25 protein-coding genes and 1 pseudogene are annotated in these 26,078 nt (G+C 64.8%); 12 read left to right on the top strand and 14 right to left on the bottom strand.

The window, feature by feature from the left end; genetic code table 11:
* Positions 1–106 precede the first annotated feature (106 nt).
* Complete coding sequence (locus tag HDG32_RS12230) at positions 107–769, top strand: hypothetical protein (protein WP_184067029.1); 663 nt, start codon at positions 107–109, stop codon at positions 767–769.
* Positions 770–856: 87 nt separating this feature from the next.
* Here the strand turns inward: HDG32_RS12230 and HDG32_RS36360 are convergent, their stop codons facing one another.
* The gene (locus HDG32_RS36360; protein WP_260336438.1) at positions 857–1,237 is read right to left on the bottom strand and encodes a hypothetical protein; all 381 of its coding nucleotides are present in this window, start codon (positions 1,235–1,237) and stop codon (positions 857–859) included.
* A 237-nt stretch (positions 1,238–1,474) separates the two neighbouring features.
* Between HDG32_RS36360 and HDG32_RS12220 the strand changes: the two genes are divergently transcribed.
* Positions 1,475–1,822, top strand: a complete 348-nt coding sequence (locus tag HDG32_RS12220; RefSeq protein ID WP_184053954.1) for a winged helix-turn-helix domain-containing protein — start codon at positions 1,475–1,477, stop codon at positions 1,820–1,822.
* A 492-nt stretch (positions 1,823–2,314) separates the two neighbouring features.
* Here the strand turns inward: HDG32_RS12220 and coaD are convergent, their stop codons facing one another.
* Both coaD and rsmD read right to left on the bottom strand, forming a co-directional pair.
* A complete protein-coding gene (coaD, locus tag HDG32_RS12215) occupies positions 2,315–2,824 on the bottom strand; it encodes a pantetheine-phosphate adenylyltransferase (protein ID WP_062125937.1) in 510 nt (169 codons plus the stop codon).
* A 100-nt stretch (positions 2,825–2,924) separates the two neighbouring features.
* A complete protein-coding gene (gene rsmD / locus HDG32_RS12210; protein WP_184067027.1) occupies positions 2,925–3,539 on the bottom strand; it encodes a 16S rRNA (guanine(966)-N(2))-methyltransferase RsmD in 615 nt (204 codons plus the stop codon).
* Positions 3,540–3,789: 250 nt separating this feature from the next.
* On the opposite strand from rsmD, the gene ftsY reads away from it, so the two are divergent.
* Positions 3,790–4,938: a signal recognition particle-docking protein FtsY gene (gene ftsY, locus HDG32_RS12205; RefSeq protein WP_184067025.1), complete on the top strand. Its 1,149-nt coding sequence runs from the start codon at positions 3,790–3,792 to the stop codon at positions 4,936–4,938.
* Positions 4,939–5,050: 112 nt separating this feature from the next.
* Here ftsY and maiA read toward each other — a convergent pair whose 3' ends face one another.
* Entirely contained in the window at positions 5,051–5,695 is a 645-nt protein-coding gene (maiA, locus tag HDG32_RS12200; RefSeq protein WP_184062501.1) for a maleylacetoacetate isomerase, read from the bottom strand.
* Between the two features lie 34 nt (positions 5,696–5,729).
* Positions 5,730–6,428 (bottom strand): fumarylacetoacetate hydrolase family protein, encoded by a 699-nt coding sequence (locus HDG32_RS12195; RefSeq protein ID WP_184067023.1) that lies wholly within the window; start codon positions 6,426–6,428, stop codon positions 5,730–5,732.
* 222 nt (positions 6,429–6,650) lie between these two features.
* Between HDG32_RS12195 and ybiB the strand changes: the two genes are divergently transcribed.
* Together ybiB and HDG32_RS12185 are read left to right on the top strand one after the other, a co-directional pair.
* Positions 6,651–7,622 carry a DNA-binding protein YbiB gene (gene ybiB, locus HDG32_RS12190; RefSeq protein WP_184067021.1) on the top strand — a complete coding sequence of 324 codons (972 nt, stop codon included), beginning with the start codon at positions 6,651–6,653 and terminating at the stop codon, positions 7,620–7,622.
* A gap of 381 nt (positions 7,623–8,003) precedes the next feature.
* A pseudogene (locus HDG32_RS12185) lies at positions 8,004–8,990 on the top strand (2-isopropylmalate synthase); the annotation flags it as partial.
* Between the two features lie 185 nt (positions 8,991–9,175).
* Here the strand turns inward: HDG32_RS12185 and HDG32_RS12180 are convergent.
* Together HDG32_RS12180 and HDG32_RS12175 are read right to left on the bottom strand one after the other, a co-directional pair.
* Positions 9,176–9,559 carry a nuclear transport factor 2 family protein gene (locus HDG32_RS12180; RefSeq protein WP_008921685.1) on the bottom strand — a complete coding sequence of 128 codons (384 nt, stop codon included), beginning with the start codon at positions 9,557–9,559 and terminating at the stop codon, positions 9,176–9,178.
* Positions 9,560–9,600: 41 nt separating this feature from the next.
* On the bottom strand, positions 9,601–10,173 hold the full coding sequence (locus tag HDG32_RS12175) for an acyloxyacyl hydrolase (RefSeq protein ID WP_184067019.1): 573 nt from the start codon (positions 10,171–10,173) through the stop codon (positions 9,601–9,603).
* Between the two features lie 355 nt (positions 10,174–10,528).
* On the opposite strand from HDG32_RS12175, the gene rpoH reads away from it, so the two are divergent.
* The 5 genes from rpoH (at position 10,529) to cydX (ending at position 15,047) form a co-directional block, all read left to right on the top strand.
* On the top strand, positions 10,529–11,464 hold the full coding sequence (gene rpoH / locus HDG32_RS12170; protein ID WP_090802918.1) for an RNA polymerase sigma factor RpoH: 936 nt from the start codon (positions 10,529–10,531) through the stop codon (positions 11,462–11,464).
* Between the two features lie 416 nt (positions 11,465–11,880).
* Positions 11,881–12,141, top strand: coding sequence for a cytochrome oxidase putative small subunit CydP (gene cydP / locus HDG32_RS12165; RefSeq protein ID WP_018419327.1), 261 nt, complete (start codon positions 11,881–11,883; stop codon positions 12,139–12,141).
* Complete coding sequence (locus HDG32_RS12160) at positions 12,131–13,723, top strand: cytochrome ubiquinol oxidase subunit I (RefSeq protein ID WP_184067017.1); 1,593 nt, start codon at positions 12,131–12,133, stop codon at positions 13,721–13,723. The genes cydP and HDG32_RS12160 overlap by 11 nt, the downstream gene beginning before the upstream one ends.
* A gap of 34 nt (positions 13,724–13,757) precedes the next feature.
* Complete coding sequence (cydB, locus tag HDG32_RS12155; RefSeq protein WP_184067015.1) at positions 13,758–14,894, top strand: cytochrome d ubiquinol oxidase subunit II; 1,137 nt, start codon at positions 13,758–13,760, stop codon at positions 14,892–14,894.
* A 36-nt stretch (positions 14,895–14,930) separates the two neighbouring features.
* Positions 14,931–15,047, top strand: a complete 117-nt coding sequence (gene cydX / locus HDG32_RS12150) for a cytochrome bd-I oxidase subunit CydX (protein WP_184067013.1) — start codon at positions 14,931–14,933, stop codon at positions 15,045–15,047.
* A gap of 114 nt (positions 15,048–15,161) precedes the next feature.
* Here the strand turns inward: cydX and nagE are convergent, their stop codons facing one another.
* The 5 genes from nagE to HDG32_RS12125 form a co-directional block, all read right to left on the bottom strand.
* The gene (gene nagE, locus HDG32_RS12145; RefSeq protein ID WP_184067011.1) at positions 15,162–16,976 is read right to left on the bottom strand and encodes an N-acetylglucosamine-specific PTS transporter subunit IIBC; all 1,815 of its coding nucleotides are present in this window, start codon (positions 16,974–16,976) and stop codon (positions 15,162–15,164) included.
* A 132-nt stretch (positions 16,977–17,108) separates the two neighbouring features.
* Positions 17,109–19,688 (bottom strand): phosphoenolpyruvate--protein phosphotransferase, encoded by a 2,580-nt coding sequence (gene ptsP / locus HDG32_RS12140; RefSeq protein ID WP_184067439.1) that lies wholly within the window; start codon positions 19,686–19,688, stop codon positions 17,109–17,111.
* A 38-nt stretch (positions 19,689–19,726) separates the two neighbouring features.
* The gene (locus tag HDG32_RS12135; protein ID WP_090802910.1) at positions 19,727–20,743 is read right to left on the bottom strand and encodes an SIS domain-containing protein; all 1,017 of its coding nucleotides are present in this window, start codon (positions 20,741–20,743) and stop codon (positions 19,727–19,729) included.
* Complete coding sequence (gene nagA, locus HDG32_RS12130) at positions 20,727–21,830, bottom strand: N-acetylglucosamine-6-phosphate deacetylase (protein ID WP_090802908.1); 1,104 nt, start codon at positions 21,828–21,830, stop codon at positions 20,727–20,729. Before nagA ends, HDG32_RS12135 begins: the two co-directional genes overlap by 17 nt.
* A 74-nt stretch (positions 21,831–21,904) precedes the next feature.
* Positions 21,905–22,639, bottom strand: a complete 735-nt coding sequence (locus HDG32_RS12125) for a GntR family transcriptional regulator (RefSeq protein ID WP_184067009.1) — start codon at positions 22,637–22,639, stop codon at positions 21,905–21,907.
* A gap of 366 nt (positions 22,640–23,005) precedes the next feature.
* On the opposite strand from HDG32_RS12125, the gene HDG32_RS12120 reads away from it, so the two are divergent.
* Positions 23,006–23,932 carry a bifunctional helix-turn-helix transcriptional regulator/GNAT family N-acetyltransferase gene (locus tag HDG32_RS12120; protein WP_184067006.1) on the top strand — a complete coding sequence of 309 codons (927 nt, stop codon included), beginning with the start codon at positions 23,006–23,008 and terminating at the stop codon, positions 23,930–23,932.
* A gap of 77 nt (positions 23,933–24,009) precedes the next feature.
* On the opposite strand, the gene HDG32_RS12115 is transcribed toward HDG32_RS12120, so the two are convergent.
* Positions 24,010–24,822: a MetQ/NlpA family ABC transporter substrate-binding protein gene (locus HDG32_RS12115; RefSeq protein WP_184067003.1), complete on the bottom strand. Its 813-nt coding sequence runs from the start codon at positions 24,820–24,822 to the stop codon at positions 24,010–24,012.
* A gap of 270 nt (positions 24,823–25,092) precedes the next feature.
* Between HDG32_RS12115 and HDG32_RS12110 the strand changes: the two genes are divergently transcribed.
* Positions 25,093–25,383 carry a YciI family protein gene (locus tag HDG32_RS12110; RefSeq protein WP_018419317.1) on the top strand — a complete coding sequence of 97 codons (291 nt, stop codon included), beginning with the start codon at positions 25,093–25,095 and terminating at the stop codon, positions 25,381–25,383.
* A 75-nt stretch (positions 25,384–25,458) separates the two neighbouring features.
* On the opposite strand, the gene HDG32_RS12105 is transcribed toward HDG32_RS12110, so the two are convergent.
* Positions 25,459–26,076 (bottom strand): SCO family protein, encoded by a 618-nt coding sequence (locus HDG32_RS12105; RefSeq protein ID WP_184066999.1) that lies wholly within the window; start codon positions 26,074–26,076, stop codon positions 25,459–25,461.
* Positions 26,077–26,078: the final 2 nt, after the last annotated feature.

Genomic DNA, 26,078 nt, shown 5'->3' with positions numbered 1-26,078 from the left:
GGCGTTCCGCGAGCACAAGCAGCAGGCTTTCAGTCACAGATATCGTGACGCTCACGGAAAAAATTTCGCGAGGCCCTCAAGTTCTGCGCGACGCGACCGAAAACCCATGTATAGCTTTATGCCCGGCTCGACAAGCATGCAGAGCCGCGTCCAGATTGATATGCTTTTTATAGCGATGAACCTGAGAGAACAGGCTGGAACGGAACGCGCTATCCGGACGAACCGGTGGCTATCGGCACGCCGACCAGTAGGCCGCCCGCCTGCTGCATGGCTCGCGTGCTATCCCGTCTTTCAAGATGCGTTGCTCGGCTGCGAAACAAGGTTGGGGGCGCTTCCTGACTTCGTCAGGCGCGCTGCTTTGGAAAGGCTGGGTGGCTCCAATTATTCGCGTGTGCCCACTTCAGTACTTGATGAAGTCCGCGCCTCTTACCTGGAACTTCGCAGCACATGCGTCGCAGAAGAAGTACGTCGATACCTGTCTGATGCCGAGGACAGTCTGCTGGCGTTACACGAATCGTCGGACGCCCTTGAAACCCTGGCGGCGGGAATGCCGCGGATGCTGGTTCCGCCTGTCGCTCGCCCTCCGTGTCTGCTGAGTTCTGGCAACGGAATGTTTCTCGGGGGCTGGGCGCGGTTTGTTGCGTACTGGTGTCGGAAAGACCCAACTATTCCGCTACTCGCGGTAGATTGGCCGATCCTCTACGAGCACGTAGCGCCCTACAGCCTTCGCCACTTGATCGACGATCCTGGTTTTGCATCGACCGGTTGAATCCGCCTTCGGAAAGCAGCCAATCGTCCTCCAGCGACGGCTCGAGTTGATCACCCCCACGAACCTTGCCAACGCGCAACTTTATCGTTATAGTTTTTGTAACGGCCACACCTGAGAGAAATGGTTCGCGTGGAACGCGCTGTCCGGACCGACCGGTTTTCTGGCTCGCGCCGACCGGTCGGTTACGTTTGATCGGTTGCATAACGGCAAAAGCCCATGCTCAACCTGCTTTTTCCTTTTATACCCGTGCAAAAGAGTACGAGGCCGTACGCTGAGCGCGCCGGACGAATCGCCGCCACACATCAAGAAGAAGCTTTGGCGATACACCGCATACGGCGCCACCGTAGCGATGATTCCGCCGCCGATTGACCGCACAGGGGCGTGCGGGAAGAAATAGAAGAGGTCGACGAGCCAGCTCGCTAATAGCAAGCCGATTGCGCCATCGCCCCCCAGAAGCAAGGTGCTCAATACTCTGACTCCTGACGGCAGGTAGATTCAGTTCTCGCCCCGGACGAACTCGATGTGTGTGAAGACTTCCTGGTTGATCCAGAGCGACAGCGCGAACGCGATGGCCGTGCCCGCGACCGGGAGCAAACCCAAACGTAAGCTGGACATGGAGATAAAATAGGGAAGCCCGGTCGTCGCAGGGCATCAAGGTTCGCTTTCCGCGCTCGGGTGAGCGGCGTTTTCGTTGGAGCGATGGTCATGAGCCGCCCTGCTGATATCTATCTTCGATTTCTTCAATTGACCGAAGCACTGCGAGGTCTTCCCTCACTTCCCGCGCTCGATCCGCTCGAAGAAAAGATCCTGGAGTTCGTTGCTCGCATGAGGCAAAAAAACGAACGCCTGTCGGTTCGAGACATGATGGCCCAAAGTGCGCTGGGGTCGCCGGCTACCTTGCATGCCCGTATCACGTCAATGCGCGAAAAGGGCTGGCTCCTGCTCAACGACACCGAAGACGCTCGCCGCAAACAGGTCGAGCTGACGCCCGCGGCCCTCCGGCACTTCGACAAACTTGCCGAGGCGTTCACGAAAGCTGCGAAGGGAAGCTGACATTGTTCTGCTTCGGTTAAGCCGGCACTATCCGGTTAGGAAAAACTCCTCATTCCTCTTGCAATGCCCGTCTGGTTGCTCCGCTCCGGCAATTCCACGTACGCGGCACCTGTCACCCTGTTGAAGTCCATCGTACCGTACTGGTACGCTTCGTCAGTTCATACTCGGCGAATTGGACAAAGGTATATCGATTGCCCACGCCCGTGACGTTTTCCGGATAGGGTCCCGTAGAAACCTGACAAGCCGGCGTGACTATTGATGATCGCCCCGTTTGCGATGAAGAGACAATTCTTGTTCTTCGCATCATCATTGACATCGCAGCTTGCGCGAACCATCGAATACACCGATGCCCGTGCATAACGACAGGATTGACGTTCGCCGCCAATACGGCTCGCCAACATTACTTGGAACAGCCGACCGATGCACCTGGCGCCGATCACCGAGGCCTGGCCGGTCTTGATCCGTCAAAACCGGCATTCGCGCGACTCAGGCTCAGGTCCCCTGAGCGCCGTCCTGCGGATCCAGCGAAGCGACCTTCTCCTTCAGCCATTTTTCGACGGACGGGAACACGAACTTGCTGACGTCGCCGCCCAATTGCGCGATCTCGCGCACGATCGTGCCCGAGATGAACTGATACTGATCGGACGGCGTCATGAACATCGTCTCGACGTCGGGCAGCAGATAACGGTTCATGCCCGCCATCTGGAACTCGTACTCGAAGTCCGACACCGCGCGCAGCCCCCTGACGATCACCCGCGCGTTGTTGGTCCGCACGAAGTCCTTCAGCAGTCCCTTGAAGCTCATCACCTGGACGTTCGGATAGTGGCCGAGCACCTCATGCGCAATCGCGAGGCGCTCCTGGAGAGTGAAAAACGGCTTCTTGGCACGGCTGTCGGCCACACCCACCACCAGCGTGTCGAAAATGCTCGACGCGCGCCGAACGAGGTCTTCGTGACCGCGCGTCAGCGGGTCGAACGTGCCCGGGTACACGGCGACTACCATGAGACTTCTCCTCTCTTCAGACAAAAGGGCACGTCCGGGCGACGCATTTCGCACCGGCGCGGATGACGATAAACCGCCCGGCCCTTTTTTGGAACGCGCATTATTCCTTATTTTCGCGCTGCAGCAAATGAAAGTGCACAGCGCCCGCTTTGCCCTGCCGCACGAGTTCCCAGCCTGACAGTGGCTCGTGAGCGGCCGGTTCGAGCGCTTCGCCTGCCTCGACATAAAGATAGCCGTCGGCGCGCACGAGCGGCACGGCCACCGCGAGCGCCTTGCCGAGCAGGTCGGCATCGAACGGCGGGTCGAGGAACACGACGTCGAACGAGCCTGGCGCGAGACTCGCCGCAAGACGCAGGCTGTCCGCCTCGGCGATTTCGATCATGCGTGCATCGAGCCGCTGCTGGTTTGCGCGCAACTGGCCGGCAGCGCGCGCATGGCGCTCTACCATCAGCACGCGAGCGGCGCCGCGCGACGCGGCCTCGAAGCCGAGCGCCCCACTACCAGCGAACAGATCGAGGCAGTGCTGGCCGTCCAGACGTTGGCCGAGCCAGTTGAACAGCGTTTCGCGGACGCGGTCGGGCGTCGGGCGCAAGCCGTCCAGATCGAGCACGGGCAGCGGCGTGCGTTTCCAGTCGCCGCCGATGATGCGAATGGCATGCGGTTTGCCACTTTTGGACGAAGCGCCAGCGGCGCGTGAAGGTGCTAAACGAGGCATCCAGTATCGTGCAGTTTCAGCTAGGTGATGAACACGCCTGCGGCGTCGATGCGCGCGGGCCGGAGCGCTCACGTTACCACAGGGTTGGCGCGCGTCCAGCCTGGCCGAGCGGCCGATACGACGCGCCGCGGCACGCCTGATAAAATGTGCGGCTGCCAGCGCCCCGCCTTTTCGCATCCCGGCGCTGCCCACCGCTTCGCCGGTCCCGTGCCGGCTGCGCGCATCGGCGCGCTCTCCCATACGTCAGATCATGTTCAGCTTTTTCAAACGATTCAAGGGCTCGAAAGAGTCCGATACCGCCGCAGACGAATCGCTGGCGGCGCAAGACGGCGCGGCACCCGAGGCCGAGGCCGCGCCCGTTGCGCCCGCCGAACCGATCGAGCCTACCGCGCCCCCCGTTCCTGTGGCCACGGCGATCATCGACCCGCAGCCCGAGCCGCCAGACACCATGCTCGACACCGTCGAAATCGTCCCGCCGCCCGTGCAGGATGCCGGCGCGAAGCGCTCGTGGCTTACGCGTCTGAAGAGCGGCCTCGCGAAAACCAGTTCGAACCTGACCGGCATTTTCGTCGGCACGAAGATCGACGAGGACCTGTACGAGGAACTCGAAACCGCGCTGCTGATGTCTGACGCCGGCGTCGAGGCGACCGAATTCCTGCTCGAAGCGCTGCACGAAAAAGTGCGCGGCGAACGCCTGACGGCCCCCCTGCAGGTCAAAACCGCCTTGCGCACGCTGCTCGTCGAGTTGCTCAAGCCGCTCGAAAAATCGCTGATGCTCGGCCGCGCGCAGCCGCTCGTGATGATGATCGCCGGCGTCAACGGCGCGGGCAAAACCACGAGCATCGGCAAACTCGCGAAGCATCTGCAGAGCTTTGACCAATCGGTGCTGCTCGCCGCCGGCGACACGTTCCGCGCCGCCGCGCGCGAGCAACTCGCCGTCTGGGGCCAGCGCAACAACGTGACCGTGGTCGCGCAGGAAAGCGGCGACCCGGCCGCGGTGATCTTCGACGCGGTCGGCGCCGCGCGCGCGCGCAAGATCGACGTGATGATGGCCGACACGGCCGGCCGGCTGCCCACGCAACTGCATCTGATGGAAGAACTGCGCAAGGTGAAGCGCGTGATTGGCAAGGCGCAGGACGGCGCGCCGCACGAAGTGCTGCTCGTGATCGACGCGAACACCGGCCAGAACGCGCTCACACAGGTCAAGGCGTTCGACGACGCGCTCGGGCTCACCGGCCTGATCGTCACCAAGCTCGACGGCACCGCGAAGGGCGGCATCCTCGCGGCGATCGCGCGGCAGCGGCCGATTCCCGTGTATTTCATCGGCGTCGGCGAAAAGGTCGAGGACCTGCAGCCGTTCAGCGCGGAGGAGTTCTCGGACGCGCTACTGGGCGGCTGATCGCGTGATCGTTGCGGCGCTCGGCGCTCGCGGCGAACCAAAGGAAAAGGGCACTCAGCGGAGCGCCCTTTTTTCGTTTCAAGCTGCCCTCGACGTGTCAGCGATCCCGGGCTCACTCCGCGTCCGGCTGCACGCCCGGCGCCGCGCGCGCGAACGCGTCGAGTTGCATCGCGTGATCGTAGATGCGCTGGATCGTCGGAAACTTTGCGGTGTCGACCTTGAAGCGCTGCGCGTTGAATACCTGCGGAATCAGGCACGCGTCGGCGAGTGTCGGTGCGTCGCCGAAACACAGTTTGCCGGTGCGCGCGTCGCCGGCAAGATGCGTCTCCAGCGTCGCGAAGCCCGCGTCGATCCAGTGCCGGTACCACGCGTCCTTCGCGTCGTCGTCGACTCGCAGCGTGTGCTTCAGATAGCGCAGCACGCGCAGATTGTTCAGGGGATGAATCTCGCACGCGACCTGCAGCGCCACCGAGCGCACATACGCGCGATCGAGCGGTGCCTTCGGTAGCAGCGGCGGCTCGGGATGCGTCTCCTCGAGATACTCGATGATCGCGAGCGACTGCGGCAGCAAATGACTGCCGTCGGCGAGCGTCGGCACGATGCAGTCGGGGTTGATCTTGCGATACGCGGGCTTCAGCTGCTCGCCGCCTTCGCGCACGAGGTGCACGGGTACGTAGTCGTACGACAGGTTCTTCACGTTCAGCGCGATGCGCACGCGATACGACGCCGAGCTACGGAAATAGCTGTAGAGCTTCATGTTGTCTGCCTCCTCCACCTGCACGCAAGCCGTCTCAGACGACGCGCACGCTGAACTCGCCGAGCCCGTCCACGCCGCCCTTCATCAGGTCACCCTTCACGACCGCGCCGACGCCTTCCGGCGTGCCGGTGAAAATCAGGTCGCAAGGCCGCAGTTCGAACAGCGTCGACAGATACGCGATCGTCTCGGCCACCGACCAGATCAGCTGCGACACATCCGCGCGCTGCTTGTCCTCGCCATTCACCGACAGCCAGATCTCGCCTTTGCCGATGTGACCAACCGTCGAAGCCGGATGGATCGGGCCGAGCGGCGCCGAGTGATCGAAGCCCTTGGCGGTATCCCACGGACGACCCATTTTCTTCGCTTCGCCTTGCAGGTCGCGGCGCGTCATGTCGAGACCGAGCGCGTAGCCGTAGACGTGGTCGAGCGCGCGGTCGACGGGGATGTCTTTGCCGCCCTCGCCGATCGCCGCGACCATTTCCATTTCGAAATGGACGTTCCTGGTCTGCGACGGATACGGGAATTCGCCGGTCGTGCCCGGCGCGACGTACACGATCGCATCGGCCGGCTTCGTGAAGAAGAACGGCGGCTCGCGGTCCGGGTCGTGGCCCATTTCACGCGCGTGCGCCTCGTAGTTGCGCCCCACGCAGTAGATGCGGCGCACCGCGAACTGCTCGCCCGACCCCACGACCGGCACCGCGACCTGCGGTGCGGGTGCAAATACGTAACTCATCCCGTTCTCCGTTTTCCGATGTGCGCCGCCGAGGCGGCAAGAGACATCGAGTGTAACCCGCGGCACGGCGCGGGGGCGTGTCAGGCGGCCCGTCGCGCGCCACTGCGTGCCCGCTTCGTTGCTGTTCGCCCGCTCGCCATAGATGCGATACTCACACCGAACTGTTCCCCGAATGGCGTAGCGAACCGCCAGGCGCGGCACGCCACCCGCCTCTTGCGCACGATGACCGACTCCACCGATACCACTTCTCCCTTCCCCTGGGCCCGATTCATCAAGGAAATCGGCCGCGGCCCGAATGGCGCCCGCGCGCTGACCGCCGACGACACGCGCTCGCTCTACACCGCGATGCTCGACGGCCGCGTCGACGATCTCGAACTCGGCGCGGTGCTGCTCGCGTATCGCGTGAAAGGCGAAACCGCCGACGAACTCGCCGCGATGCTGGCCGCCGCGCATACGTCGTTCGAGCCGGTGCGGCTGCCGCACGGCGCGTTTCGGCCGGTGTCGATTCCGTCGTACAACGGCGCGCGCAAGCAGCCGAACCTCGTGCCGCTGCTCGCGCTGCTGCTCGCCCGCGAAGGCGTGCCGGTGCTGGTACACGGCGTCACCGAGGATCTGGGTCGGGTGACGAGCGCGGAAATCTTCACACATCTGCGCATCGCCCATGCGCAGTCGCACACGCAGATCGAAGCTGGACTTGCGGAGCGCCGCGTCGCGTTCGCCTCGATCGACGTACTGGCGCCCAAGCTCGCGCGCCTGCTCGCGCTGCGCCGGCGCATGGGCGTGCGCAATTCGACGCATACGCTCGTGAAGCTGCTGCAGCCGTTCGCGCCCGCGGGATTGCGGCTCGTGAACTACACGCATCCGCCGTATCGCGACAGTCTCACTCAGCTGTTCGTCACGCATCCCGATGCGGCCGTCGGCGGTGCGCTGCTCGCGCGCGGCACCGAAGGCGAGGCGGTCGCCGATACGCGCCGCCAGGTGCAGGTCGACTGGCTGCATGACGGCATCTGCGAGACGCGGCTGCCGCACGAGCGCTCGTCGTCCGATGCGCCCGAAGTCGAGCTGCCCGAAGCGCGCGACGCGGCGACCACGGCCGCCTGGATCGACGCCGTGCTGCGCGGCGAAGCGCCGGTGCCTGGCGCGCTCGAGCGGCAGGTCGAGCTGATCGTCGACATCGCGAAGACGGCGGCCTGACGGCCGCGGGTTGACCGGCCAACGCACGCCGTCATACATTTGGCCTCATGCGTTCCCTTCCGAACACCCTCCGAATTATCTCCGGCCGCCTGGCGCGGCCCCTATCGCTACGCCTGGCATAAGTCTCGCGTAGCGCCGCGCGCTGGCAGCTCCGGTTGTCGTCGGCGGTCCTCCCCGTAGTTCCCGCAGTTTCGCTTCACCCCCGTCGTAGTTCTCCACAACCTGTCGTCGTTTGCATTCGTCCGTTTACCGCGCGGACGATGCGAGAGGATCACATGTACGTTGCATGGGCAGCATCCGCAGCGTGCATGCGTGAACAGTCGGCCAACCGCTCGACGTCCCCACCCTCCGCCGACGACACCACGAATGAGGCACCTCACCATGTTGCGCAATCCCGCTGAAAAGTACCGCCCTTTTCCCGCCGTCCGGCTGACCGGCCGCAAATGGCCGAGTCGCACGGTCGGCGCCGCACCCGTCTGGATGAGCACGGACCTGCGCGACGGCAATCAGGCGCTGATCGAACCGATGAACGCCGCGCAGAAGCTCGAGTACTTCGAGATGCTGGTCGCGATCGGTTTCAAGGAAATCGAAGTGGGCTTTCCGTCGGCGTCGCAGACCGATTTCGACTTCGTGCGCAAGCTGATCGACGAGCGGCGCATTCCCGACGACGTCACGATCGAAGTCTTCGTGCCGTCGCGCGCGGAGCTGATCGCACGCACGTTCGACGCGCTCGAAGGCGCGCCGCGCGCGATCGTGCATCTGTACAACGCGATCTGCCCGTCGTTCCGGCGCATCGTGTTCCAGCAGTCGAAAGATGAGATCAAGGCGCTCGCCGTCGAAGGCACGGGCCTCATCAAGGAACACGCGCAGGCGCGGCCGGGCACGCGCTGGACCTTCCAGTACTCGCCCGAGACCTTCAACACGACCGAGCTGCCGTTCGCGCGCGAGGTGTGCGACGCGCTCGCGCAAACGTGGCGGCCTACGCGCGATCACAAGATGATCGTCAACCTGCCGGCAAGCGTCGAAGCGGCCACGCCGAACGTGTTCGCCGACCAGATCGAATGGATGCATCGCAACCTCGGTTACCGCGACAGCATCGTGCTGTCGGTGCATCCGCACAACGATCGCGGCACCGCCGTGGCCGCGGCGCAGCTCGCGCTGCTGGCGGGCGCGGATCGCATCGAAGGCTGTCTGTTCGGCAATGGCGAGCGCACCGGCAACGTCGATCTCGTCACAGTCGCGATGAATCTCGACGCGATGGGTATCGACAGCGGTCTCGATTTCTCGGATCTCGCGACGATCAGGCGCGTGGCGGAACGCTGCACGCGGCTTCTGGTGGCGGCGCGGCATCCGTATGCGGGACAGGTAGCGATGCGCGGCACGCGCGAGGCGCGCGACGCGGATGCCGATGTAGACGAGCGCCGCGACAAAGCTGGCGAATGCGCGACCGCGTGAATTCGCGTTGGGCCTCGAGCCTGCTGCAGCGGAATGCACACCCGCATTCCGCCGCCGCTGAAGACGCGCTCACGAGGCGCGCCCGCCCGATGAGAATCTCACTCGAGCGCGCAACGGGTCGCCTGCCACGCGATCAGTCGCCACTGCCCGTCTTCGTGCGTGTGAATCGCGGTATAGGCAATCGGAAACAGGAGCGCGCCGTTGTTCGCCTCCATCTCGATCAGCGCGCGGCCCGTGACGACGTAGGTCTCGCGCCCGGCCGGCAAGACATCCTGCGACTGCACCTCGATTTGCCGATAACGACGGCGCCCCGCGGTGATCCCGTCGATGAACTGCCGCTTCGTCTCGCGCTTGCCATTCGTATGGACGTAGCTCACGTTGTCCGCGAGCAGCGTGTCGAGCGACTGCCCATCGCCATCGACCATCGCGCGAAAACGCTCTCGCTCGAGCCCGCGAATCGCTTCGATCATCTTTGCCGCCATTGCAGAGCCCCTCGAACACCGCGAGCCGCAGGCGGCCACGGTCAGAAGTGATATTGCAAATATAGCTGGCTGAAATTTATACCAGGATTCGGCTCTTTGATACCGCCATTGGAGACATGCTGGAAGCGGTAGCCGGCGACATACTGCTCACGAGCGCCGAACTGCAGCCCGACGCCCGCCATCTCGGCGAACTGGAACGAGGTGCCCAACGTGAAGTCGGAAGAAATGCGCGGGCTGGTCAGCAGCCGGACGCCGGCACCCACCTCGATGAATGGCCGCACCGAACCCGACGACCTGATCAAGCGGATCACCGGCGTCACGCCGATCTCGCCGATGTCGTCGTGAACGTTTCCTTCATTGGTGTGCCACCACGCGACATGCGCCTCGCCGAGCAGCGCGAAATGCCAGTCGCCGATCTGCCACCAGGTCAGGTTTGGATCCCAGACCACGCCGAGATCGAGCGTCCTGACGTGATGGTCGCCGACGCCGGCGGCCACCTGCACGCCGAACTGCTCAGCTTGGGACGCGCCCGCCGCACCCAACAGCAGAACGAGCAGAACGGCAAACGTGCTTTTTAGAGTAAGCCCACGCACCACAAGATTCTGCCTGTTCATCCGCCCCCCATACTGCCGAGTATTAAGCGAGCGCCCCCTTTATTCCAAGCGCGAATTCAGGAGCAAGTATTTCCCAGATAATGCCCATGACCAGCAATTATTCTCTTTAAAAACGGGACGATGTCAGTCAAACATGAGCCTGCAACCGCTCCGGGCGGTACTTTGTACAGGTCCAACGCGCAACGCAAATAGAGCGTAATATGGCTATCAGAAGTCAAAACTCAATAGGATTTTCGGGAACTCGGATGCCCCTGCGACCTCTAAGTATTAGCACTCGGCAGATCTGAGTGCTAACATCCATCGCTGGAGTCGTTTACTGAGTCCGTTATTGTCTGATTCCAAAGGAGCTTCACACGTGAGCCATGCAATGACCCTTCCGAGTACTTTGAGCCCGTCGTCGGCTAAGGCCGCTCCGGCAGGTGCACTGGCGCTCTCGCATTCCTCGCTGCTGTCCGGTCACCTGGGCAACATCGACGCCTACATCCAGGCGGTCAACCGGATTCCGATGCTGACGCCGGCGGAGGAACGCCAGTTCGCCACCGAGTTGCGCGAACACGACAATCTGGAGGCTGCGCGCCGCCTGGTGCTGTCGCACCTGCGACTCGTCGTTTCCATCGCGCGTAACTACCTCGGTTACGGGTTGCCGCACGCCGATCTGATCCAGGAAGGCAACATCGGCCTGATGAAAGCGGTCAAGCGCTTCGATCCCGAGCAAAACGTGCGCCTCGTGTCATACGCGATGCACTGGATCAAGGCCGAGATCCACGAGTACATCCTGCGCAACTGGCGCATGGTGAAGGTCGCCACCACCAAGGCGCAGCGTAAGCTGTTCTTCAACCTGCGCAGCCACAAGCAGGGGCTTGGCGCGTTCACGCCGGACGAGATCGACGGTCTCGCGAAGGAGCTGAACGTGAAGCGCGAAGAGGTCGCGGAGATGGAGACGCGTCTGTCGGGCGGCGATATCGCGCTCGAAGGTCAGGTCGAAGACGGCGAGGAGTCGTACGCGCCAATCGCCTATCTGGCCGACTCGCATAGTGAGCCGACTGCCGTGCTGGCTTCGCGTCAGCGCGACCGGCTGCAAAGCGACGGCATCGCAAGCGCGCTCGACGCGCTCGATCCGCGCAGCCGCCGCATCATCGAAGCGCGCTGGCTGAAGGTGGCCGACGATGGCTCGGGCGGCTCGACGTTGCACGAGCTGGCCGACGAGTTCGGTGTCTCGGCCGAACGTATCCGCCAGATCGAAGCCAGCGCGATGAAGAAGATGCGCGGCGCGCTGACCGAATACGCGTAAAGCGTCGAAGCCATGCGCGCGTCAATTGTGTCCCGCCCATGACATAGGTTAAAACGACACGCGTTAATCGGTCGCGCCATTTAGCGACCATCGCGCTCAAGCCCCGCCCTCGCAAGACGGCGGGGCTTTTTCATTCTTTTCGCCCTTTCTTGCGTCCCCGCGGCCGCGCTTCGCGTCGGCCTATCCGCAAGCCGGCCTGTCGAGGCCGGTAAGCGTTTCTTGACGTATCGCAAGTCCGGTAGCAATACTGCATAGACGCGGCAAGTTTCGCGACGTGTTGCCGCCTGGCTAAACCTGAGCGCGCGAGGTTCACCTCCTACAATCGGCATGCATTCGCCAGACTGCCAGACTGCCTGACGGCCAGGGCGGTCTGGATCCAGCCGGACTCACCGGCGTGAAGTCGTCTTCGACCGATCATGACCATAGCCCTGAATCGCAGCAGCACCGTCCGGTCGCGCTTGCGCGGCCGGTTCACCAGGTGGGTGCGCGGTCCAACGCTGGCGCGCGATATCGCCATCATCCTCGCCATCAAGTTCGTGCTACTGATGGCGCTCAAGTACACATTCTTCAATCATCCACAGGCGCAGCACATGATGCTGCCGCCTGAGCAGGTCGCGCAGGCGCTGCTGTCGGTGCCCGCCCCGCATCCGTCTCGAGGTGATCAACATGCCCGTTAGCGAAGTCGTAGAACTGTCGCGGTTCCAGTTCGCCATCACGGCGCTTTATCACTTTCTGTTCGTGCCGCTCACGCTCGGTCTCGCCTGGTTGCTCGTCATCATGGAATCGGTCTACGTGATGACCGGCAAGCAGATCTACAAGGACATGACGCAGTTCTGGGGCAAGCTGTTCGGCATCAACTTTGCAATGGGCGTCGCGACCGGCCTCACGCTCGAGTTTCAGTTCGGCACCAACTGGGCTTATTACTCGCATTACGTCGGCGACATTTTCGGCGTGCCGCTCGCCGTCGAAGGGCTGATGGCGTTCTTCCTCGAATCGACGTTCGTCGGTCTGTTCTTTTTCGGCTGGAACAGATTGTCAAAAATCCAGCATCTGATCGTCACGTTCTGTGTCGCGCTCGGTTCGAACCTGTCGGCGCTGTGGATTCTGATTGCCAACGGCTGGATGAACAATCCGGTCGGCGCGAAGTTCAACTATCAGACGATGCGCATGGAGCTCGACAGCATCGGCTCGGTGATCTTCAACCCGGTTGCACAGGTCAAGTTCGTGCACACGGTATCAGCTGGATACGTGACCGCGGCGATGTTCGTACTCGGCGTGTCGTCGTGGTATCTGTTGAAGCGCCGCGACACCGAGTTCGCGCTGCGCTCGTTCGCGATCGCCGCCGGCTTCGGCCTCGCGTCGGCGCTGTGCGTGATCGTGCTGGGCGACGAATCCGGCTATCGCACCGGTGAAGTCCAGCAGATCAAGCTCGCCGCGATCGAATCCGAATGGGAGACCGCGCCCGCGCCGGCACCGTTCACGATATTTGGCATCCCCAATCAGAAAGAGCAACGCACCGACTATGCGATCCGTGTGCCGTACGCGCTCGGCATTATCGCGACCCGCTCGCTCGACGAACCCGTGGTCGGCCTGCGCGACCTGATCGCCCGAAACGAAGGTCGCATCAAGGACGGCATGCTCGCCTATTCGGCGTTGCAGCGGTTAAAGGGCGGCGACTCCAGCGACGAGGAGCATGCGGAGTTCGACAAGTACAAGGACGATCTCGGCTACGCCCTGCTGCTCAAGCGGTTCACGCCGAACGTCATCGACGCGACGCCAGACCAGATCGCCGCGGCGGCAAGAAGCACGGTTCCGCCGGTGTTGCCAGTGTTCTTCTCGTTCCGCATGATGGTCGGCCTTGGCCTGCTGTTCCTCGCGACCTTCGTGCTCGCCTTCTGGTTCTGCGCGCAGCGCACGTTGCTGCTCGAAAGGCGCCGCTGGTTTCTGCGCTGGGCGGTCATCGCGATTCCGCTGCCGTGGCTCGCCGCCGAGCTCGGCTGGATCGTCGCGGAAATGGGCCGCCAGCCGTGGAGCATCGCGGGCATTCTGCCGACCAACCTGGCCGCGTCGACGCTGACGCCGCGCGATCTGTATCTGAGCATCGGCGGCTTCGTGCTGTTCTACACGGGGCTGTTCGTCATCGAGATCATGCTGATGTTCAAGTACGCGCGGCTCGGCCCTTCGTCGCTGCATACGGGCCGCTATCACCACGAGATCGGACAGCCGGTGACGCAGCCACTGTCGAACACGGCCGCATGATGCACCGCTGCACCGCCCCGGAGGAGAAACCCATATGGACTACGCAGTTCTCAGACTGATCTGGTGGGTGTTGATAGGTGTACTGCTGATCGTCTTCGCGCTCACCGACGGCTTCGACATGGGCGCGGCGATCCTGCTGCCGTTCATCGCCAACACTGACTCCGAGCGACGCATCGTCGTGAACACGGTCGGCGCGACGTGGGAAGGCAACCAGGTCTGGCTCGTGACCGCGGCCGCCGCGATGTTCGCCGCGTGGCCGCTCGCCTACGCGGCATCCTTCTCGGGATTCTACTTCGCGATGCTGCTCGTGCTGTTCGCGCTGTTCTTCCGTCCGGTCGGCTTCGACTATCGCGGCAAGCGCGAGGATCCGCGCTGGCGCAACGCGTGGGACTGGGGCCTCTTTATCGGCGGCTTCGTGCCGGCGCTGGTGTTCGGTGTCGCGTTCGGCAATCTGCTGCAAGGCGTGCCGTTTTCGTTCGATACCGATCTGCGCGTCACCTATCACGGCAGCTTCTTCGGCCTGCTCAATCCGTTTGCGCTGCTGACGGGACTCGTCAGCGTGTCGATGCTGGCCGCGCACGGCGCCGCGTTCGTCAAGTGGAAGACCGATGGGGTGGTTCACGAGCGCGCGTCGACGGCGCTGCGGCTCGCGGCGCTGTGCACGGTGGTGCTGTTTCTCGTCGCGGGCGCGCTCGTCGCGACGATGATCGGCGGCTATCAGATCGTCGACGCGCCGCCGCTCGACGCCGTCTCCAATCCGTTGATGAAGACCGTGATCGGCGCGCCGGGTTTGTGGCTGAACAACTACGCGCTCTACCCGTGGATGGCGATTGCGCCGCTCGCGGGTCTCCTCGGCGGGGTGCTCGCGGTGCTGCTCGCGCGTTCGCGCTTCGAGGCGACGGCGTTTCTGTCGACGTCGTTGATGATCGTCGGCTTGATCTTGACCGCGGGCTTCTCGATGTTCCCGTTCATCATGCCATCGTCACTCGACGGCCGCAGCAGCCTGACCATGTGGGATTCCACGTCGAGCCGCATGACGCTCGAGATCATGCTGTTCGTCGTCATCGTGTTCCTGCCGATCATCCTGCTCTATACGGGCTGGGTGTATCGCGTGATGCGCGGCAAGGTGACCGCCGCGGCGATCAAGGAAAACCACCATTCGATGTATTGACCGGCACGACGCTGCAACAGAAAACAGGAGTTGGCGATGTGGTATTTCAGCCGGATTCTCGACGTTGGCGTCGCGCTGGCGTTCGGTGTCATCAATGTGATGTGGCTCGAATCGCGCGAGGCGGCGCGCTCGGCAAAGCGGGGGACTCGCTAGGCGCCACGCTCTGGTCGTCAACGCGAAAGCGGCACCTTGGGACCAGGTGCCGCTTTTTTATTGGCGTGCTGCGATCGCCGTGCAACTCAACAGCGCTCGACAGCCATCAACCGATCACGCCGGCACCGGCGCCGCGCCCGCGCTGTCGCCTTGCGACGACAGGCGCTCGGCCAGCTTCTGCGCATAGCGCTGCGCGGCCTCGCCGACGACGATATGGAACGTGTCGGTCGACACCCACGCGGTATCGAGCGTCGCGAGGCGCTGACGATCGACCGCCGACGGATCGCGCACGACTACCCGCAGACGCGTCGCCGCCACCGCATCGAGCGATACCACGTTGCCCGCGCCGCCGAGCACGGCGAGCCAGCGCAGCGGATCGGGATCGAGCGGACCGCCTTGCGCGTCATCGGCGTGCCCAGCGTTTCGCGCGACCGGCGCGGCAGCGGTAGCCGCTGCGGCAGCAGCCGGCGCCGATACAGCAGCACCCGCCACCTTCACCGCGTCGCCCTGACCCTGCGCGATCGCCGTACGCATCTCATCGGCGATGATGTCCGCCTCCGGTCCGATGATCACCTGCACGTTGTTCGTGCCGCGCTTGAGCACACCGCGCGCACCGATCGACTTCAGTTCGCTTTCGGAGACCTTGTCCGTATCGACGACAGACAGACGCAGACGCGTCGTGCACGCATCCACGACCGACAGATTCGCCGCGCCACCGAGCGCCGCGATATAGCGCTGCGCACGCGGCACGGCCGCACCAGCCGCCGGCGCGACGAAACCGCCCGCCGCGAACGACTCGACCTGCTCGTCGGCAGCGGCGGGCTCACGGCCCGGCGTCGCCATGTTGAACTTACGGATGAAGAAGCGGAACAGACCGTAGTACACGACCGAGTACACGATGCCGAGCGGAATCGCCCACCAGCCCTTCGTCGACAGACCGAAGTTCAGCACGTAGTCGATGAAGCCCGCCGAGAACGTGAAGCCGAGGTGAATCCCGAGCGCCGAGCAGATCGCGAGCGACAGCCCCGTCAGCAGCGCGTGGATCGCATACAGCACCGGCGCGAGGAACATGAAGCTGAACTCGATCGGCTCGGTCACACCGGTCAGAAACGACGTGAGCGCCATCGAGAACAGCAGGCCGAACACCATCGCGCGACGCTCTTTCGGCGCCTCGTGATACATCGCGAGACATGCGGCCGGCAGGCCGAACATCATCACCGGGAAGAAGCCGGTCATGAAGGTGCCCGCGGTCGGATCGCCAGCGAAGAAGCGGTGCAGGTCGCCCGTGACGGGCGCACCGCCCGCCGGCGTGAAGGAGCCGAACACGAACCACGTCAGCGAGTTGAGGATGTGATGCAGGCCCGTGACGAGCAGCAGCCGGTTCAGCACGCCGAACACGAAGGCGCCGAGCGCGCCGGCGGTCGTGAGCCAGTGGCCGGCCACGTCGATCGCGTTCTGCACCGGCTCCCACACATGCCCGAATACGATGCCTAGCACCACGCAGACCACCCCTGTCACGATCGGCACGAAGCGTTTGCCGCCGAAGAACGCCAGGTAGTCGGGCAGCTTGATGTCCTTGTAGCGGTTGTACAGCAGCCCCGCGACGATGCCCGCGATGATCCCCGACAGCACGCCCATGTTGAGCTTGTCGTTGATGTCCTTCATCACCGCGATCTGCACCAGATAGCCGATCGCGCCAGCCAGACCCGCGACGCCGTTGTTGTCTTTCGCGAAGCCGACCGCCACGCCGATCGCGAACAGGAGCGGCAGGTTGTCGAAGATCGCGCCGCCCGCATCGGCGATCATCTTGATGTTGAACACGTCGGGCTGGCCGAGCCGCAGCAACAGGCCGGCCACCGGTAGCACCGCGATCGGCAGCATCAGCGCGCGTCCCAGGCGCTGAATCTTCAGAAACGGACTTCCATCCATCGGTATCTCCAATTTTGTCTCGTAGGGGTAGGTCTTGGTTGAGTGGTGCAGCTATACGGAGACTCGCGCCGCGCGTGAAGGCAGACGTGCTGCCGGGCGCACGGCGTGCGGGTTCTCAAATTCGTTAGTGTTTCAATCGAGGGGCCACGTGGCGCGGCTTGCGGCTCTGACCGCCTGCGCCGAGTCGAGCGCTAGCGCATCGCGGGCGCGCTGGCGACACAGCTGATAGTCGAGCGTGCGCACGCGTGCCTTGATGCCCGGCACGGAGACCGGATCGACCGACAGCTCGGTCACACCGAGGCCCACCAGCAGCGGCATCGCGAGCGGGTCGCCGGCGAGCGCGCCGCACACGCCGACCCATTTGCCGTGCTTCGCGGCACCTTCGACGGTCGCCGCGATCAGGCGCAGCACCGCCGGATGCAGGCCGTCCGCCTGCGCCGCCAGATCGGGCTGGCAGCGGTCCATCGCGAGCGTGTATTGGGTCAGGTCGTTGGTGCCGATCGACAGGAAATCGGCGTGCTGCGCGAGCTGATCGGCGAGCAATGCAGCCGACGGCACTTCGATCATCACGCCAACTTCGACCGGCTCCGTTCTACCCGCTTCGCGTGCAAGCTCGTCGATACGCTTGCGGATGCGGATCAGTTCGCCCGCATCGGTGACCATCGGCAGCAGGATGCGCACGGCGCCGACCGGACGCACCGCGAGCAGGCCACGCAGCTGGTCGTCAAGCAGATCGGGGCGCACCTGCGCGAGGCGCACGCCGCGCAGGCCGAGCGCGGGGTTCGGCTCGGGCGGCAGCGTCAGATAATCGACTTCCTTGTCCGCGCCGACGTCGAGCGTGCGGATGATCGCGGCGCGGCCGCGCAACGCATCGACGATCGCCTGATAGCTGTGGCGATGCTCGTCCGCGCTCGGCGCGGCCGGGCGGTGGATGAACAGCAGCTCGGTGCGCAGCAGGCCGACCGCGTCCGCGCCGTTGTCGACCGCGGCGTTCGCGTCGTCGAGTGTGGCGATGTTGGCGGCCACTTCGATCGCGCGGCCGTCGGAGGTCGCCGCTGCCTGCTGCGACGTGCGGCGATTCGCTTCGCGCACGTCGGCGAGGCGGCTGCGTTCGCGTCGCGCGCGTTCGACGTCGAGTTCGGTCGGCGCGAATTCGAGCCGGCCGGTGCTCGCGTTCACCACCACCTGAGTGCCCTCGGGTATCGCATGCAACGCGTCGCCGAGCGCGACCAGCGCCGGAATGCCCGCCTGACGCGCGAGAATCGCCGCGTGCGAGGTCGCGCCGCCGCGTGCCATCACGAGCGCGGTCACGCGCGTGCGATCGAGCGACGACAGATCCGACGGCGTGAATTCGTCGGCCGCGAGCACCGCCTCGTCCGGCAGCGTGCGAGCCGCGCTGCCCGTGTAGCCGAGCGCGCGCTGCACGCGCTTTTCGATGTCGCGCAGATCGGCGGCCCGCTCGGCGAGCAGTGCGTCCTCCACATTACTCAGGATGCCTGCTTGCGCGCGGATCGCTTCGCGCCACGCAAAACCGGCGCTCTTGCCGAAGCTGATCAGATCGCGCGCAGCGTCGAGCAGTGTCGGATCTTCGAGCAGCACGCGATGCACCGCGAAAATCCCCGCCTCGCCGACCGAGCCGCGTTGCGACGCATCGCGCACGATCGTGTCGAGATCGGCGTCGACGGTCGCGATCGCCTTGTCGAGCAGACGGCTTTCCGCCGCCGACGTGCCGCTCGCCTGCTCCGGCGGCTCGAGATCCGCGTCGTCCCAGCGCACCAGCTTGCCGAGCGCGATGCCCGGTGCCGCGCACACGCCCGCGAGCGTGTTCGGCGCGAGCGGCTCGCCCGCGGCGGGCGCCGCAACGACTGCCGCCGGTGCGGCCGCTGGCCGCGCCGCTTTCTGTTCGCGCTTCGGTTCGACCTCGCCGTGCGCTTCGCGCGTCAGTTCGTCAGCGATTGCATCGACCGCCGCCTGCGCGTGCGGACCGACGCCGAGCAACTCGACGCTTGCGCCTTCGCCGGCACCGAGTCCAAGCAGACCCACCACGCTTTCGATCGACGCCTTGCGCCCGTCGTAGCGCACCTCGACCCGTGCGTCGAAGCCGCGCGCCGCTTCGCGCGCCCGCGCCGCGGGCCGCGCATGCAGGCCGCCCGCGTGCGTCAGCGTGATCTGCCGGCGTGCTTCGTCCGTCACGTACGCGGCGCTCGCCTCGCGCACCGCGTCTTGGCTGACGCCCTCGCGCGCGCGCAGTACCAGCAGCGTCGTTTCGCCGGCCTTGACATGCCCGTTCGGCGCCCGCTCGATGACCTCGAACGCATCCGAATTCGCAATCGCGATCACCGAGACGAGGCTCGGCGCATTCAGCGCGATCTGGTCCAGATCGAACTCGATCAGCACGTCACCGGCGCGCACCGGCGCGCCCTGCTCGACCATCGGCGCAAAACCCTTGCCGTTCAGTCCGACGGTGTCGATACCGATATGCAGCAGAATCTGCGCGCCCTCGGCGCTCTCGAGCGTTACCGCGTGGCCGGTGCGCGCGAGATGCGTGACGACGCCGTCGCATGGCGCGACGAGCCGACCCTCGAGCGGATCGACGCCGATGCCGTCGCCGAACATGCCGCCCGAAAACACCGGGTCCGGCACCTTCGCGAGCGGCACGACCGGGCCGGTCAGCGGTGCAAGCAAAACAATGTGATTCTCGGAATGGCTCATCAGGTTGGACTTCTCGACACGTCGCATCGTCATTCTCGTCAGTGAGTTTCGGTGACTTTGTTGAGATGGCGAGGCGCGTCGGGATTGCGCCCGCGCGCGGCGGCAAGATCCGCGGCCATCACGTAAAAGGACAGGATGGCGGCGATCGGATCGAGCGCCGCGTGTGCGGTGGCGACGAGCGGCAGCGAGGCTTGCGCGACGTCATCGGGCGCCGCGAGCAGCACGCGCGCGCCGCGCGCGCTCATGTCGTGCGCGAGTTGCAGCAGACCCGCCTGCTCCGGGCCACGCGGCGCGAACACGAGCAGCGGATAGTCGCGGTCGATCAGCTCCATCGGACCATGACGCACTTCCGCGCTCGAAAACGCTTCGGCCTGGATGCCGGAAGTTTCCTTCAGCTTCAGCGCGGCTTCCTGCGCGATCGCGAGGCCAAGACCGCGGCCAATCACGATCATCCGTTCGATACCGCGCAACTCGTTCACGGCCATCGACCAGTCGAGCCGGCCCGCGCGTTCCAGCGCGTCGGGCAGCGTGTTCAGTCCATCGAGCAACTCGGCGTCGTTCTGCCAATGCGCAACCAGCTGCGCGGAGATCGACAGCATGGCGATATAGCTCTTGGTCGCCGCGACGCTCAGCTCGGGACCGGCTACGAGCGGCAGATGCCATTCGCACGCGTCGGCGAGCGGCGAGCTCGGTGCGTTCACGGCGGCGACCGTCAATGCGCCGGCCGCGCGCAACGCGTTCATCGTGCCGACGAGGTCGGGGCTCTTGCCCGATTGCGAAAACGCGAGCGCAAGCTGGTCGCGCACCTGCAGCGGCGCCTGCTGCAGCGTCGCGACCGACATCGGCAGCGACGCGACCGGCACGCCGAGGCGGCTCATCGTCAGGGATGCAAAGTAGCTGGCGGCATGGTCCGAGCTGCCGCGCGCGACGGTCAGCGCGACATGGCGCGGCTGCTGCGCGAGCTTCGCGGCGAGCGCCGCGACGCGCGAGGTGTCCTTGAGCTGCTCGGCTACTGTTGCGGCGGACGCGAGCGCTTCCTTAAGCATATTCGACAATGGCTTCTCCTTCGACGTAGGTCGCGCTCAGCGCCAGCTCGCGGTCGAATACGACCACGTCGGCCCACGCACCGCGCGCGATGCGGCCGCGGTCCTCGATGCCGAGATAGTCGGCGGCGTAGCGTGACAAACGGTGGGATACATCGGCGATGGGCAGGCCGATCGAGACGAGATTGCGCAGCGCCTGATCCATCGTCAGCGTGCTGCCCGCGAGCGTGCCGTCGGCCAGACGTACGCCGCCGAGGCACTTGGTTACGTGCTGGCTGCCGAGGCGGTATTCGCCGTCGGGCATGCCGGTAGCAGACGTGCTGTCCGTCACCACATACAGGCGCGGAATCGCGCGCAGCGCGGTGCGGATCGCCCCCGGATGCACGTGCAGCAGGTCGGGAATGATTTCGGCGTATTCGGCGTGCGCAAGCGCAGCGCCGACGAGGCCAGGGTTGCGGTGATGCAGCGGCGACATCGCGTTGAACAGATGCGTGAAGCCGCACGCGCCGTGCTTGAGCGCGGCGACCGCGTCGTCGTAGGTGCCGAGCGAATGGCCGAGCTGCACGCGTACGCCGCGCGCCGCCATCTCGGAGATGATCTCCATGTGGCCGGCGATCTCGGGCGCCAGCGTGACGACGCGGATCGGCGCGATCGACAGATACCTGAGCACCTCGTCCAACACCGCCGATACCGCCGCGTCGGGCTGCGCGCCGAGCTTGCCGGGGTTGATGTACGGTCCTTCCAGATGCACGCCGAGCACGCGCGCGCAACCCGGCGTGCGCACCCGCGTGACGTTGCCGAGCCCGGCGACGACGTTCATCAGCTCGTCGCGCGGCGCGGTCATGGTCGTTGCGAGCAGGCTCGTGGTGCCGTAGCGCGCATGCGTGCGGGTGATCGTTTCGATCGCGTCGCCAGCTTCCATCACGTCGGCGCCGCCGCCGCCATGCACGTGCAGATCGATGAAGCCGGGCAGGATGTACGGTGCGTCGTTCGTCGTCGGATCGACGCGCTCGCCTGACAGTGTCGTGATGCGGCCGTTTTCGTATTCGAGCGTGCCGTGGATCCACCCTTCGGTGGTGAGTATGTTTCCGGTCAGCATGAGTCTCTCTGGTGCGTGATACGTATGCGGCAAATGGCGTCCGCCGGACTTGCGGCCTGCGAGGGCCGCGCAGCTCAGGTGCGCAATTCGGCGACGAAGTCGTAGTAGTCGTCGCGGCAATAGGTGTCGGTCAGCTCGATCGCGCGTTGATCCGCGCTGTAGCCGATCCGGGTGATGACCAGCAGCGCGGTGCGTGGTTCGATGTCCATCAGCGCGGCGATTTCGCTCGACGCGTTGACCGCGCGGAAGTGCTGCAACGCGCGCACGACCGCCGCGCCGCGCTGCTCGAGATAGCTGTACAGCGAGTCGCCGATCACGAGCGGATCAGGCACGATCGCGACCGGCAGCGCCGAATGTTCGACCGCCATCACGATGCCGTCCGCGCGCCGCAGCCGCCGCAGGCTCGTGACGGCCGCGCCGGGTGACAAGCCGAGGCGCAGCAGCTCGTCGCGATTGGCGGCGCGCACGTCGCGTTCGAGCCAGACCGAATCGGGCCGGAAACCGCGCTGCTGCATCTTCTTCGTGAAGCCGGTGAGACGCGACAGCGGATCTTCGACGCGCGGCGTGATGAAGCTGCCCGCGCCGCGCGAGCGCCGGATCAGCCCCTGCTCGACCAGCAGTTCGATCGCCTTGCGCGCGGTGACGCGCGACACGCCGATCGCGTCGGACAGCGTACGCTCGGAAGGCAGCGCCTCGCCGGCCGACCAGACGCCGCAATGGATCGCCGTCGCCAGGTTGCGCGCGAGCTGCAGGTAGAGCGGCGTGACGTTGCGCACGTCAGGCATCAATGCGGACCAGCGAGTTTCCATGGGGCTCCAAGGACGCCGTGAGCAGTACAGCCCGGAAAATTGAGAGCCCATTATATAACCAACATAATACCAGTCAACGGACTGGTTCCATGCCGGTCCGGATCGCCGGAAAGCCTTGCTGAGTGGGGATCACAGCGGGATTCAAGGGCTCCGTCGGAGCGATTTGCAGACCAGGGACTTTCCCGCATCGCACGCATTTGACGATACCAGCGAGTCGTTATCGGCTCCTGGTGGTATCAACAGCCCAAATAATCAATACCTATTTAATACCAGTTGGTGTCTCGCGGCGGTGGAGTGGCTTTGTAAATAAGGGTCGTGCCGATATAGTGCGCTGTACCGACCATAAAAAGTCCCGGGGAGCCGCCCTTGACAGATTCCGAGGCGCTGCGGCGCGCTCAGGCCGTCCGCCATTTCAATCGCTTCTATACCCAATGCATCGGTGCCCTGCACGAGCATCTGGCTCGAAGCGAGTTCTCGCTGACGGAAGTGCGCGTGCTGCACGAGCTATCGCGCGCCCGCGCGCAGACCGCGTCGGTGCTCGGGCGCGCGCTCGGGCTCGATAGCGGCTATCTGAGCCGCCTGCTGACCAGTTTCGAGCGACGCGAGCTGATCACGCGCCGTCCGTCCGACACCGACGCACGCCAGTCGCTGATCGCGCTCACCGAGCACGGCCACGCGATCTACGCGCCGCTCGACGCCGCCGCCATCCATGAAGCACTCGGCCTGCTCGACAGACTCAGCGCGCTATCGCAGGAGCAGTTGATCGGCGCGATGAAGCTGATCGAGCGCCTGCTCGGCGACAAGCCGAAGCACGAGCTCGTGGTGCTGCGTCAGCCGCGCGCCGGCGAATGTGGCTGGCTCGTGCATCGTCAGGCGCAGTGGTTCGCCGCGCAGTACGGCTGGGATCACACGTTCGAGGGCTTGCTCGCGCGCGTCGTCGCCGAGTACGCGCAGCGCAACGATCCGCTGCGCGAGAAGTGCTGGATCGCCGAACAGGAGGGTCTGGTGGTCGGCTCGGTTTGCCTCGTCGGGGTCTCGACGACGGTCGCGGGCGTGCGCCTGCTGTGGGTCGAACCGGACGTGCGGAAGCTCGGCATCGGCGCGCAGTTGCTCAGCGAATGCGTGCGCTTCGCGCGGCGCGCGGGCTACACGAAGCTCACGCTGACCACCGCGAGCGCATTGGCGGAGCCACGGCGGCTTTGCGAGCGCGCTGGGTTCGAGTTGGCCGGCAGCGCGGCGCAGCGCCGCTTCGGCCAGGATCTGACGATCGAAAGATGGGAGCTGGAACTATAAAAAAAGCACGCGCCTGTACGGCGCGTGCCTTTCCTGATGCCATGCGGCTGCGCTTGCGATCGCGCTGAACGCGTCGCTTAGAACGACGGCACCATCGAACCCTTGAACTGCGTCTTGATGGACTGGCGCACGTCTTCCGACTGATATGCCGCGACCAGCTTCTTCACCCATGGCTGATCCTTGTCCTTCGCGCGCACGGCGATCAGGTTCGCGTACGGGCTGTGGATGTCTTCGAGCGCGATCGCGTCCTTGGTCGGCTGCAGGCCGGCGGCCAGCGCGAAGTTCGTATTGATGACGGCGGCGTCGACGTCGGCGAGCGAACGCGGCAGTTGCGCGGCGTCGAGCTCGACGAACCTGATCTTCTTCGGATTGTCGACGACATCGAGCGGCGTCGCGTTGTTGCCGCCCGTGGCCGCGCCGGCCTTCAGCTTGATCAGCCCTTGCGCCTGCAGCAACAGCAGTGCGCGATTTTCGTTCGACGGATCGTTCGGCACCGCGACCTTCGCGCCCTGCGGCAGGTCCTTCAACGACTTCAGCTTCTTCGAGTACGCGCCGAGCGGCGAGATGTACGTGAGGCCCGCGTTGACGAGCTTGTAGCCGCGCTGCTTGATCTGGCTATCGAGGTACGGCTGGTGCTGGAAGCTGTTGGCGTCGAGGTCGCCCGCGTCGAGCGCGGCGTTCGGCTGAATGTAGTCGTTGAACTCGACGACCTTCACGTTCAGGCCTTCGCGCTTCGCGACCCTGGTGACGACTTCCCAGATCTGCGCGTCCGAGCCGCCGATCGTGCCGACCTTGATGACCTTGTCGTCGGCGTGCGCGCCGAAGCTGGTCAGGATCGCCGCCCCGGCGACGACTGCGGTGAGGGCTTTGAGGATATTTCTGCGCTGCATGTGATTCTCGCTGTTGCGGTTCGACGTTTGAGTCGATGACTCCGATCGATGTCGGAGTCGGATGAAATGGGCGGCGCTCCGGTTCGTGCTGGCGCGCCGTCGGCCAAGCCCAAAATTGTTTCATATGGGCGGCAAGTTGGGAAATACCCTTACCGCATATGGTTATGCGGAGCACAAGCGCAATGGCCAGCGCAACGCAAAACCCGCGGCTGACCGATAATCCAGAGCCGTAGCCGCGCACGGCCCACTCACCCGCCCTTGAGAACGACCATGTACGTGATCAACCTGATCTACACCGCCCCGCTTGATCGTATCGACGACGCGCTCGACGCGCATCGCGCGTTTCTCGCCGAGCAGTTCGACGCGGGCATCTTCGTCGCGGCCGGGCCGAAAGTGCCGCGCGACGGCGGCATCATCCTCGCGGTTCGTATCGAGCGCGACAGGCTGGATCGCATTCTCGCGAGCGATCCGTTCGCCCTGCAACAGCTCGCGCGCTACGAGGTGACGGAGTTCAAGACGACGCGTCTCGCGCCGGGGCTGAATTTGCCGATTCCGGTCTGAGCGCGAGTTGCGAAGAGGGGAGGGATGCGGGGAGGCGTGAGCGGCGCCGCTTTAAAAAGCCGCCTGCGATGCGCGTCAATCAAGCAGCAGCTTGATGTCATGGACCCATGGTGTCGCGCCTTGGCCATCGCGCGCGAACAGACGCAGCTTGCCGTCCGTGTCGAACACATAGCTCGCGGCCGTGTGGTCCATCGTGTAGCTGTCGGGTGTCTTGCCCGGGACCTTCGCGTAGTACACGCGGAAGTCTTTCGCGACCTTCGCGAGCTGTTCTTCGCTGGCGGGACGCAAGCCCACGAAGCTCGGATTGAACGCCGGCACGTATTGCGCGAGCAACTGCGGCGTATCGCGCTCGGGGTCGACGGTGACGAACAGCACCTGCACGCGCTTCGCGTCCTCCGGACCGAGTTGCTGCAACGCCTGTGACAGCTCGGCCATCGTCGTCGGGCAGACGTCCGGGCAATGCGTATAGCCGAAGAACAGCACGACGACCTTGCCTTTGTAGTCGGCAAGCGTGCGGATCTTGCCGGACGTGTCGGGCAACGAGAAATCGCCGGCGAATTGCGTATTGCCGGTGATGTCGAGATTCGTAAAAGCCGGCGGCTGCTTGCCGCAACCCGTCATCAGCAATGTGCCGCCGAGCGCGCAAGCCATCACAGCGGCGCGCGCGATGCGCGCAAAGCGATTGTTGAGCATGG

The sequence above is a fragment of the Paraburkholderia sp. CI2 genome (assembly GCF_014201055.1).
GTDB classification, from domain to species: Bacteria; Pseudomonadota; Gammaproteobacteria; order Burkholderiales; family Burkholderiaceae; genus Paraburkholderia; species Paraburkholderia tuberum.
Note: the sequence above shows the minus strand (reverse complement) of the source record. Positions and strands in the feature narration are given on the sequence as shown.

What these genes read in the sequence shown, in the direction of transcription:
- HDG32_RS12105 (WP_184066999.1), bottom strand. Translation starts at nt 26,076, where the DNA reads ATGCTCAACAATCGCTTTGCGCGCATCGCGCGCGCCGCTGTGATGGCT.
- maiA (WP_184062501.1), bottom strand. Translation starts at nt 5,695, where the DNA reads ATGAAGCTCTACAGCTATTTCCGTAGCTCGGCGTCGTATCGCGTGCGC.
- ptsP (WP_184067439.1), bottom strand. Translation starts at nt 19,688, where the DNA reads ATGAGCCATTCCGAGAATCACATTGTTTTGCTTGCACCGCTGACCGGC.
- HDG32_RS12180 (WP_008921685.1), bottom strand. Translation starts at nt 9,559, where the DNA reads ATGGCGGCAAAGATGATCGAAGCGATTCGCGGGCTCGAGCGAGAGCGT.
- cydB (WP_184067015.1), top strand. Translation starts at nt 13,758, where the DNA reads ATGGACTACGCAGTTCTCAGACTGATCTGGTGGGTGTTGATAGGTGTA.
- cydP (WP_018419327.1), top strand. Translation starts at nt 11,881, where the DNA reads ATGACCATAGCCCTGAATCGCAGCAGCACCGTCCGGTCGCGCTTGCGC.
- HDG32_RS12220 (WP_184053954.1), top strand. Translation starts at nt 1,475, where the DNA reads ATGAGCCGCCCTGCTGATATCTATCTTCGATTTCTTCAATTGACCGAA.
- ybiB (WP_184067021.1), top strand. Translation starts at nt 6,651, where the DNA reads ATGACCGACTCCACCGATACCACTTCTCCCTTCCCCTGGGCCCGATTC.
- cydX (WP_184067013.1), top strand. Translation starts at nt 14,931, where the DNA reads ATGTGGTATTTCAGCCGGATTCTCGACGTTGGCGTCGCGCTGGCGTTC.
- HDG32_RS12230 (WP_184067029.1), top strand. Translation starts at nt 107, where the DNA reads ATGTATAGCTTTATGCCCGGCTCGACAAGCATGCAGAGCCGCGTCCAG.
- HDG32_RS12160 (WP_184067017.1), top strand. Translation starts at nt 12,131, where the DNA reads ATGCCCGTTAGCGAAGTCGTAGAACTGTCGCGGTTCCAGTTCGCCATC.
- rsmD (WP_184067027.1), bottom strand. Translation starts at nt 3,539, where the DNA reads ATGCCTCGTTTAGCACCTTCACGCGCCGCTGGCGCTTCGTCCAAAAGT.
- HDG32_RS12125 (WP_184067009.1), bottom strand. Translation starts at nt 22,639, where the DNA reads ATGGAAACTCGCTGGTCCGCATTGATGCCTGACGTGCGCAACGTCACG.
- HDG32_RS12175 (WP_184067019.1), bottom strand. Translation starts at nt 10,173, where the DNA reads ATGAACAGGCAGAATCTTGTGGTGCGTGGGCTTACTCTAAAAAGCACG.
- HDG32_RS12110 (WP_018419317.1), top strand. Translation starts at nt 25,093, where the DNA reads ATGTACGTGATCAACCTGATCTACACCGCCCCGCTTGATCGTATCGAC.
- coaD (WP_062125937.1), bottom strand. Translation starts at nt 2,824, where the DNA reads ATGGTAGTCGCCGTGTACCCGGGCACGTTCGACCCGCTGACGCGCGGT.
- ftsY (WP_184067025.1), top strand. Translation starts at nt 3,790, where the DNA reads ATGTTCAGCTTTTTCAAACGATTCAAGGGCTCGAAAGAGTCCGATACC.
- HDG32_RS12195 (WP_184067023.1), bottom strand. Translation starts at nt 6,428, where the DNA reads ATGAGTTACGTATTTGCACCCGCACCGCAGGTCGCGGTGCCGGTCGTG.
- nagE (WP_184067011.1), bottom strand. Translation starts at nt 16,976, where the DNA reads ATGGATGGAAGTCCGTTTCTGAAGATTCAGCGCCTGGGACGCGCGCTG.
- nagA (WP_090802908.1), bottom strand. Translation starts at nt 21,830, where the DNA reads ATGCTGACCGGAAACATACTCACCACCGAAGGGTGGATCCACGGCACG.
- HDG32_RS12115 (WP_184067003.1), bottom strand. Translation starts at nt 24,822, where the DNA reads ATGCAGCGCAGAAATATCCTCAAAGCCCTCACCGCAGTCGTCGCCGGG.